The sequence below is a fragment of the Shigella sp. FC1967 genome (assembly GCF_001743005.1).
Classification (GTDB): Bacteria; Pseudomonadota; Gammaproteobacteria; order Enterobacterales; family Enterobacteriaceae; genus Proteus.
This window is the reverse complement of record NZ_MIIZ01000557.1, coordinates 1-8,405: the sequence shown is the minus strand read 5'-3', so window position 1 is coordinate 8,405 and position 8,405 is coordinate 1. Positions and strand designations below refer to the sequence as shown.

The window sequence follows — 8,405 nt, the reverse complement described above, 5'->3', positions numbered from 1 at the left end:
TTAATTAATAAACGAGTTTCAGCAACATTCAATTATTTAGAATGGGAATAATAGTGGAATTAGGAAAACACTAATCAGCATTACGATTATCGTAAATGGCACACCTATTTTAAGGAAATCAGCAAACTTATAGCCACCCGGCTCAAGAATAAGTGTATTAACAGGGGATGAAACTGGCGTCATAAACGCAGCTGATGCTGCCACACCAATCACCATTGCAAATGGTAATGGAGAAACATTCATTTGATTCGCCGCAGCAATGGCAATGGGCGCCATTAATACCGCTGTTGCGGTATTTGAGATAAATAAACCAATAGTGGCACACAGTACAAATAAACAGACTAGCATCACTTGAGGGCCTGCACTACCCGCAACATCCATTAAGCCATTGACAATCAGCTCTATACCACCTGTTTTTTGTAATGCCGCCGCAAAAGGCATCATACCAACAATTAAAATAATACTTGGCCAATGAATAGAGCGATAAGCACTTTCCATATCAATACAACGGAATTTACCCATTAATAAACAGGCAATAAGTGCCGCAATAAAGTTAGGGACTTCATTCGTTACCATCAATGCCACCATTAACGCTAACGAAAATAATGCATGAGGGGCTTGGGATGAAGCGGGCGCAACAGTTTCAATTTCTGCCGCTAAATTGAGTACAATAAAATTACGAGGTTTAGTTGATAAAATACGGATAAGTTTCCAATCACCAATCACTAATAACACATCACCAAGACGTAATGGCTCATCGACTATTTTACCCGGTAAGGCGTTACCTTCTCGACGAATAGCAACCACATTTAACCCATAGCGAGTACGGAATTTAATCTCTCTTAATGATTTTCCTAATAACTCTGAGTCTGGGTTCATTGAAACTTCAGCAAGCCCTACATCACGAGATTGTTCAGAGAAATATTCACCTCGCAATACCATTGGCTCTAACATCTGTTCACGACAAAACTCTCGTAAATCGACATCACTCGCTGACATATCAACTAATAAAACATCACGCTCTCTTAATTCAGTGCCACCGGTTGCGCTAACCATAACACGCCGAAACCGCCTCCAACGTTCAATACCGACAACATTTGCACCATAACGAGAACGTAAGTGAAGTTCATCCAGTGAATGACCTACTAGCGGGGAACCTTTACGGATCGCTAAACGACGAGCACGCCCTGCTAACTGATAATCACGAATAAGATCGCGGAAAGTACGACGATAAGCTTCTTTTTGCTTACCATTATCGTTATTTCCTAGCCATCGACGTACCACCAGCATATAGAGAATACCTGCGAATAATACAGCGATACCAATAGGCGTAATGGAAAAAAACTGAAAACTGGGTAAACCTTCTCTGACTAATTCACTGTTAACCACCATATTAGGTGGTGTTGCCACTAAGGTCATTAATCCACTAATAAGCCCAGCAAAACCTAATGGCATCATTAAACGACCTGGCGATGTTTTCATTCGAGCAGCAACACTCAATACAACAGGAATAAAGATCGCAACAACCCCTGTTGAACTCATGAAAGCACCTAAACTTGCAACACATATCATTAATAGCACAAGCATTTTAACTTCACTGCTACCCGCAACACGAACTAGCCAATCCCCCATTTGATAAGCCACACCTGTTCTCACTAACCCTTCACCAATCACAAAAAGGGCAGCAATAAGTAATACGTTAGGATCGCTAAATCCTATCGTGGCTTCATTTAATGAGAGTGTACCGCTAAGAACGAATGCGATGATGACAAGTAAAGCGACCACATCCATGCGGATTTTGTTGGTCGTAAAAAGGACAATAGCTATCAATAGCAGGCTTAAAACCCATAATAATTCGCTATTCAAAATGGCCTCGATCAGCAATAAGTGAAAACAGGTTAAAACATCAATTCACTACATTGATAAGTAGACCATTTTTACAACAATAAGTCTTCTAGTATGATCAAAGAAAAGACTCTCTTTTGTGCTTTATTACAACCTTTTCAGTTTGTTTTTCAACTTGAATATCATTCAATGATTCAATAATTAAATGAATCTCATTACGGCGAGGAAGAGAAAGAGGTGCATGAACGGCGACGACTTGGCATCCTGCATCTAAACCAGAGTAAATACCCGCAGCTGCATCTTCAAAAACCACACAATCTTGTGGTAATAAACCCAATTTTTGGGCGCCTAAAAGATAAGGTTCAGGATGAGGTTTACCTTTACTAATACATTCCGCTGTCACCCAATACTTAGGTTCAGGAATACCCGATACAGATTGGCGCGTTGAGGCAATAGGAACCGTACCTGATGTGACAATCGCCCATGGAATATTTAAGTCATTAAGGCGATTAATCAATGCAATAGCCCCTGGAAGCGGGGCTAAACCTTCTGTTTGCGTTGACTCTAATTTTTCGAGCCAACGAAACGTTTCTGTTATCTCTTGTTCGCTTGCATTAGGCATAAAATGGCGAATCGACTCAATCGCAGGCTTTCCGTGGATGTAGTCATTAATCTCTTGTGTTGAAACACCAACGCGTTCACCAAATAGTGCCCAACAATGTTCAACAACAGGTAATGAATCAACTAATGTTCCATCAAGATCAAACAGAAAACCTTTACATGTGATTGCCATCTTTTATGCCTACCTTTACCTTACAGTGGTACGTCAACTATGATGTACTTTCGATTACGCATTAAGTATTTGCTGAATTTCAACGACGCTAAGGTGATATTGACGAGGGCATGCTAACCAAACAGCAAGCATTCTTTGGTATTTTTCCCACATGGGTGTTTGAGAGTTAAAACCATGACTACCACTATCGAAATGCGTGTAACGCCCTTCTGTATTCACCATAAAACGCACATAACTAAGATAGCGGGATTCTGTCGCTGCATCAAAGCCTATAAATGCGACACGGCGAGCATCTGGCATCTCTTGTTCTTTTAAATTATCACGAGAAACTTGCAGTGCATGATACATTTCCATGATGTTAATAATGGTACGGCAAGTCTCTTCTGACATTTCATCGAAGTCACGGTCAAGTTCACGTAATTGTAATCCATAGCCACGTTCAATAATTGTCTGATAGCGACGATAACGTTCAGCGTTATCAGGATCCATCATCGTCATCATTTTATATTGATTAGAGAGGATCAGGCGTTGGGCGTGTGTCATTTCCATCATTAATTCTCCAAAGAAATTATTGGAAGGATCATGTCATTAATCAAAAGTATTGAGTAGTACTAACTACGCGTTTTTTGATCTCAACGGGGTAATTCAGATGACAATCATGACAAACGAAGAAGGTAGAACAGATGTTCTACACATCATCAAGAAAAGAACGATCAAGTTGCTTAAAAGCACGTTTTAATAAATGAGCTAAAGAAAGGTACGTCGGCGTTTGTTCAACGGGTGCTAAAGCAATACCTGCTTCTTCAAATTTCTCACGAATTTCATAAAACCAGCGTAATAACGTAGCAGGAAGTGGCGTTGCTGCGCGCTTACCTAACCACCATAACCCTTGCATTGGCAAGCTACACGCAAAGAGTGCTGTGGTAATCGCAGGCCCTAAATTGCCGCCTAATGCGATTTGCCATGTCATTGTAAAAATGGCGATAGGTGGCATATAACGAATACCAAAGCGTGTCGCTTTGACAATACGATTTTCAGGGAAAACAGGCGCTAACTGTTTTTCAACCGGCCAGGTTTTTAAATACTCGTTACCCAAACGAAGCTTCTTAAAAAAGCCGGGGGGAGTCACTGTCGGTTCGCTCATAATGACCTCAATCAATTTCTTCTGTAACTTTTAAAAAATATCTATAAAGAATAAAAATCTTTTAGTAGAATTAAGTATATTTTGTCTTTGTTGCCTTTACTCTGTATCCTGTGCCCATTCTAAAGGTTTGTGGCAATAAAGCGCTATATTTTGTTTGCCGGCGTGATTTTCAACCCTTTTCGCCGATTTTAACGCGAAAAGCTAATGGGTGAATAAAAATCGTCCAATTAATGATTGGCAACTATAATTAGCATCAAGTTTTTTACTTTAAGCATGATGCGCGTCATTAATGTCATCATAGGAATGCGATAGGCTTTTATGATTGACGTTTTATTAACCACCGTCTTTATAATATAAAAGACACTACGACAACAAGATAAATAGGTAATTCCATGTCAAGTAAGCTGGTGCTGGTACTGAACTGCGGTAGTTCTTCTCTTAAATTTGCAATTATCAACCCAGAAAATGGTGAAGAATTCCTGTCAGGTTTGGCTGAATGCTTCAACCTTCCTGAAGCCCGTCTGAAGTGGAAAATGGATGGCCAGAAACACGAAGCTGCGTTAGGCGCAGGCGCTGCTCATAGCGAAGCATTAAACTTCATCGTAAATACTATTCTGGCTCAAAAACCAGAACTTTCTGCACAAATCGCGTCTATTGGTCACCGTATTGTTCACGGTGGCGAAAAATTCACTAAATCTGTCGTGATCACTGACGAAGTTATCAAAGGTATTGAAGCAGCTATTCCATTTGCACCATTGCATAACCCAGCTCACCTTATTGGTATTGAAGAAGCGCGTAAAGCATTCCCTCATTTAATTGAAAAAATGGTTGCCGTTTTTGACACCGCTTTCCATCAAACAATGCCAGAAGAAGCTTATTTGTATGCTCTGCCATACAGCTTATATAAAGATCACAGCATCCGTCGTTACGGCGCTCACGGAACTAGCCATTTCTACGTTTCTCGTGAAGCCGCTAAAATGTTAAATAAACCTGTTGATGAACTGAACGTAATCACTTGCCACTTAGGTAATGGGGGTTCCGTTTCTGCTGTTGTTAACGGTAAATGTGTTGATACCTCTATGGGTCTGACGCCATTAGAAGGCTTAGTAATGGGTACTCGTAGTGGTGATATTGATCCTGCTATCGTGTTCCATTTACATGACACGTTAGGTATGAGCGTTGAAGACATCAACAAACTGCTGACTAAAGAATCAGGTCTGTTAGGTTTAACCGAAGTCACTAGTGACTGCCGTTATGTTGAAGATAACTACGACACTAAAGCTGATGCTAAACGTGCAATGGACGTTTACTGCCATCGTTTAGCGAAATACATCGGTTCTTATTGCGCACTGATGGAAGGTCGTTTAGATGCGATTATCTTTACTGGTGGTATCGGTGAAAACGCCGCAATGGTACGTGAATTATCGCTGAAAAAACTGGCTCTGTTAGGTTTTGAAGTTGATCATCAACGTAACTTAGATGCACGTTTCGGTAAATCAGGCACTATCACTACCGATAACAGCCGTCTTGCTGTTGTTATCCCAACTAACGAAGAGTTAGTTATCGCTCAGGACGCAAGTCGCCTGACCGCTTAAGTTCTTTGATGTACTGCCAGTATAATACTGGCAGTACTGTTTTACATAACGAGCAACCGATATTTAAAGAGGTTTCCGTGTCCCGTACAATTATGCTAGTCCCAACTGATACACGCGTAGGTTTAACCAGCGTCAGCTTGGGTGTTATCCGTTCTATGGAACAAAAAGGCGTTCGCCTTAGCGTGTTCAAGCCAATTGCACAACCTCGTGTAAAAGGCGCGTTAGATCAGACAACCGCGATTATCCGCTCTCACTCCACTATTCAATCATCAGAACCTTTAAACATGGATTATGTTGAGTCCCTACTCAGCTCAAACCAAAAAGATGTTTTGATGGAAGAAATTGTTGCTAGATACCATGAAAACACCGCTGATGCAGAAGTTATTCTCATTGAAGGTTTGGTACCTATGCGTAAGCACCCTTTTGCACAATCATTAAACTATGAAATAGCAAAAACATTAGGTGCTGAAATTGTTTTCGTTACTGCATTAGGTAACAACACGGTTGAACAGCTAAAAGAGCGTATCGAATTTGCTCGTGCTGAATTCGGCGGTGTAAAAAACCAAAATATCACAGGCGTTATTGTTAACAAACTAAATGCCCCTGTTGATGATCAAGGCCGTACTCGCCCTGACTTATCTGAAATCTTTGATGATTCAAGTAAGGCGATTATCTCTAATGTCGATTTAAAAACCATCGAAAAAAATAGCCCACTGCCTTTACTGGGTTGCATTCCATGGAACTTCGATTTAATTGCCACTCGTGCAACAGATATGGCAAAACACTTAAATGCGACTATCGTCAATAAAGGCGATATTGAAACCCGTCGTATTAAGTCTGTGACTTTCTGTGCCCGTAGCATTCCACACATGTTAGAGCATTTCCGTCCAGGTTCACTTTTAGTGACTTCAGCGGATCGCCCTGATGTATTAGTTTCAGCATGTCTTGCAGCAATGAATGGCGTTGAAATTGGTGCAATTCTACTAACAGGTGGCTACCAAATCGATGCACCAATCAAACAACTTTGTGAACGTGCATTCGAAACTGGTTTACCTATCTTTATGGTTAACGCAAATACTTGGCAGACCTCTTTAAATCTGCAAAGCTTTAGCTTAGAAGTACCTGCTGATGACCATGAACGTATTGAAAAAATTCAGAACTATGTTGCTCAACATATCAATTCACAATGGATTGATTCACTAACCGCTAACTCTGAACGCCCTAACCGTTTATCACCACCTGCATTCCGTTATCAATTAACAGAATTAGCACGTAAAGCGAAAAAACGTATCGTTTTACCAGAAGGTGACGAACCACGTACAGTTAAAGCCGCAGCGATTTGTGCTGATCGTGGTATCGCAACTTGCGTACTGTTAGGCGATCCTGAAGAAATTCGTCGCGTAGCAACCGCACAAGGCGTTGAATTAGGTACAGGTATTGAGTTAGTCAATCCTAAAGAAGTCCGTGAAATCTATGTACCTCGCTTAGTTGAACTACGCAAAAACAAAGGGATGACAGAAGTTGTTGCTCGTGAACAGTTAGAAGATAACGTTGTTCTCGGCACATTAATGTTAGAAAAAGGCGAAGTAGATGGTCTGGTTTCTGGTGCTGTTCATACGACGGCTAACACTATTCGCCCACCATTACAGTTAATTAAAACTGCGCCAGGTAGCTCATTAGTGTCTTCTGTGTTCTTTATGCTGTTACCAGAACAAGTTTATGTTTATGGTGACTGTGCAATTAATCCAGATCCAACAGCAGAACAACTGGCTGAAATCGCAATTCAATCTGCAGATTCTGCAATTGCATTCGGTATCGACCCTCGCGTTGCGATGATCTCTTATTCTACGGGTAACTCTGGTGCTGGTAGCGATGTAGAGAAAGTGCGTGAAGCGACACGTTTAGCACAAGAAAAACGTCCTGATCTGATGATTGATGGTCCTTTACAATATGACGCAGCCGTTATGGCTGACGTTGCTAAATCTAAAGCGCCAAATTCACCTGTTGCAGGTAAAGCGACTGTGTTTATCTTCCCTGATCTGAACACCGGTAACACCACTTATAAAGCGGTACAACGTTCAGCTGACTTGGTTTCAATCGGACCAATGTTACAAGGTATGCGTAAACCCGTAAATGACCTTTCTCGTGGTGCATTAGTCGACGATATCGTCTACACCGTTGCGTTAACAGCAATTCAAGCTAGCCAACAAGAAAACGCATAATTATTGAAGTTCGTTTCAAATAGAAAAACGCCAGATAATTAATTTCATCTGGCGTTTTTTATTCTACAGATTTCCTATTTAACTCACTTCGAACTTATTTCAACGTCGATTTTGTCTCCTTTATAAAGGAAAGACAAATAAAATCACACATATAAACACCCGATATAAAAACAATTAACACATTGATTTTAATTACTTATTTATGTCTTTGTTATTCAGAAAAAGATGGGAATGAGGTGCGTTTCTGTTAGTATGCGGGTGGGTGCTTGGATCATTTTGGTTCAAGCATTAACGAGAGCCAAAAAGACGAAAGCCCCGAATTTTAATTTACTAAAATCCGAGGCAGTCTCAAAACCGACAACTTGATTCTGTCTCCTTTAAAAAGGAGTGTCAAGAGAAATGGCTAAATTTGCCCTGATAGGGCTGATTGCTGTCTGTGTGACAGCACTGTGTTTATCATTACTGAAGCATGAAAGACTATGCTCTTTCAATATTCGTAGTGGTCATACAGTAGTTCAAGCGACTTTATCTTGCGATAAATAGCTTTGTGGGGGAAATTCCCCCACAATTTCTCTCAAAAAAGTTGTTGCGATTGGTGATCACAAGCACCCTACTTTAAACAATCATATCACTTGCGTTCAATACTAATGCTAGTGCTTTATATTAAAAATTTCTCATAAATGCATATTAATGCAATGGTTATTAGAAACAAACAGGTGAGCTAATAAATTATTGTCTATTCTATTTATAAGATGGTAAGAAAGAATAGGACGATAGCATTATGAAAATATCACATTCTATCTATG

At 40.4% G+C, this 8,405-nt stretch carries 7 protein-coding genes; 3 read left to right on the top strand and 4 right to left on the bottom strand.

What is annotated here, in order from left to right; all coding sequences use genetic code 11:
* Window positions 1-36 precede the first annotated feature (36 nt).
* The 4 genes from BHE89_RS04900 to yfbV all read right to left on the bottom strand — a co-directional run bounded on the left by BHE89_RS04900 (window position 37) and on the right by yfbV (window position 3,782).
* Window positions 37-1,866 (bottom strand): SLC13 family permease, encoded by a 1,830-nt coding sequence (locus BHE89_RS04900; protein ID WP_069367981.1) that lies wholly within the window; start codon window positions 1,864-1,866, stop codon window positions 37-39.
* Window positions 1,867-1,963: 97 nt separating this feature from the next.
* The gene (locus tag BHE89_RS04895) at window positions 1,964-2,638 is read right to left on the bottom strand and encodes a sugar phosphatase (RefSeq protein ID WP_069367980.1); all 675 of its coding nucleotides are present in this window, start codon (window positions 2,636-2,638) and stop codon (window positions 1,964-1,966) included.
* Between the two features lie 54 nt (window positions 2,639-2,692).
* On the bottom strand, window positions 2,693-3,187 hold the full coding sequence (locus BHE89_RS04890; RefSeq protein WP_069367979.1) for a YfbU family protein: 495 nt from the start codon (window positions 3,185-3,187) through the stop codon (window positions 2,693-2,695).
* Between the two features lie 139 nt (window positions 3,188-3,326).
* Complete coding sequence (gene yfbV / locus BHE89_RS04885; protein ID WP_069367978.1) at window positions 3,327-3,782, bottom strand: terminus macrodomain insulation protein YfbV; 456 nt, start codon at window positions 3,780-3,782, stop codon at window positions 3,327-3,329.
* Between the two features lie 392 nt (window positions 3,783-4,174).
* Between yfbV and ackA the strand changes: the two genes are divergently transcribed.
* From ackA to BHE89_RS04870, 3 genes are all read left to right on the top strand, one after another.
* Window positions 4,175-5,377, top strand: coding sequence for an acetate kinase (gene ackA / locus BHE89_RS04880; RefSeq protein WP_023581716.1), 1,203 nt, complete (start codon window positions 4,175-4,177; stop codon window positions 5,375-5,377).
* A gap of 77 nt (window positions 5,378-5,454) precedes the next feature.
* The gene (pta, locus tag BHE89_RS04875; protein WP_069367977.1) at window positions 5,455-7,599 is read left to right on the top strand and encodes a phosphate acetyltransferase; all 2,145 of its coding nucleotides are present in this window, start codon (window positions 5,455-5,457) and stop codon (window positions 7,597-7,599) included.
* Between the two features lie 399 nt (window positions 7,600-7,998).
* The gene (locus tag BHE89_RS04870) at window positions 7,999-8,142 is read left to right on the top strand and encodes a Hok/Gef family protein (protein WP_074454076.1); all 144 of its coding nucleotides are present in this window, start codon (window positions 7,999-8,001) and stop codon (window positions 8,140-8,142) included.
* Window positions 8,143-8,405 lie beyond the last annotated feature (263 nt).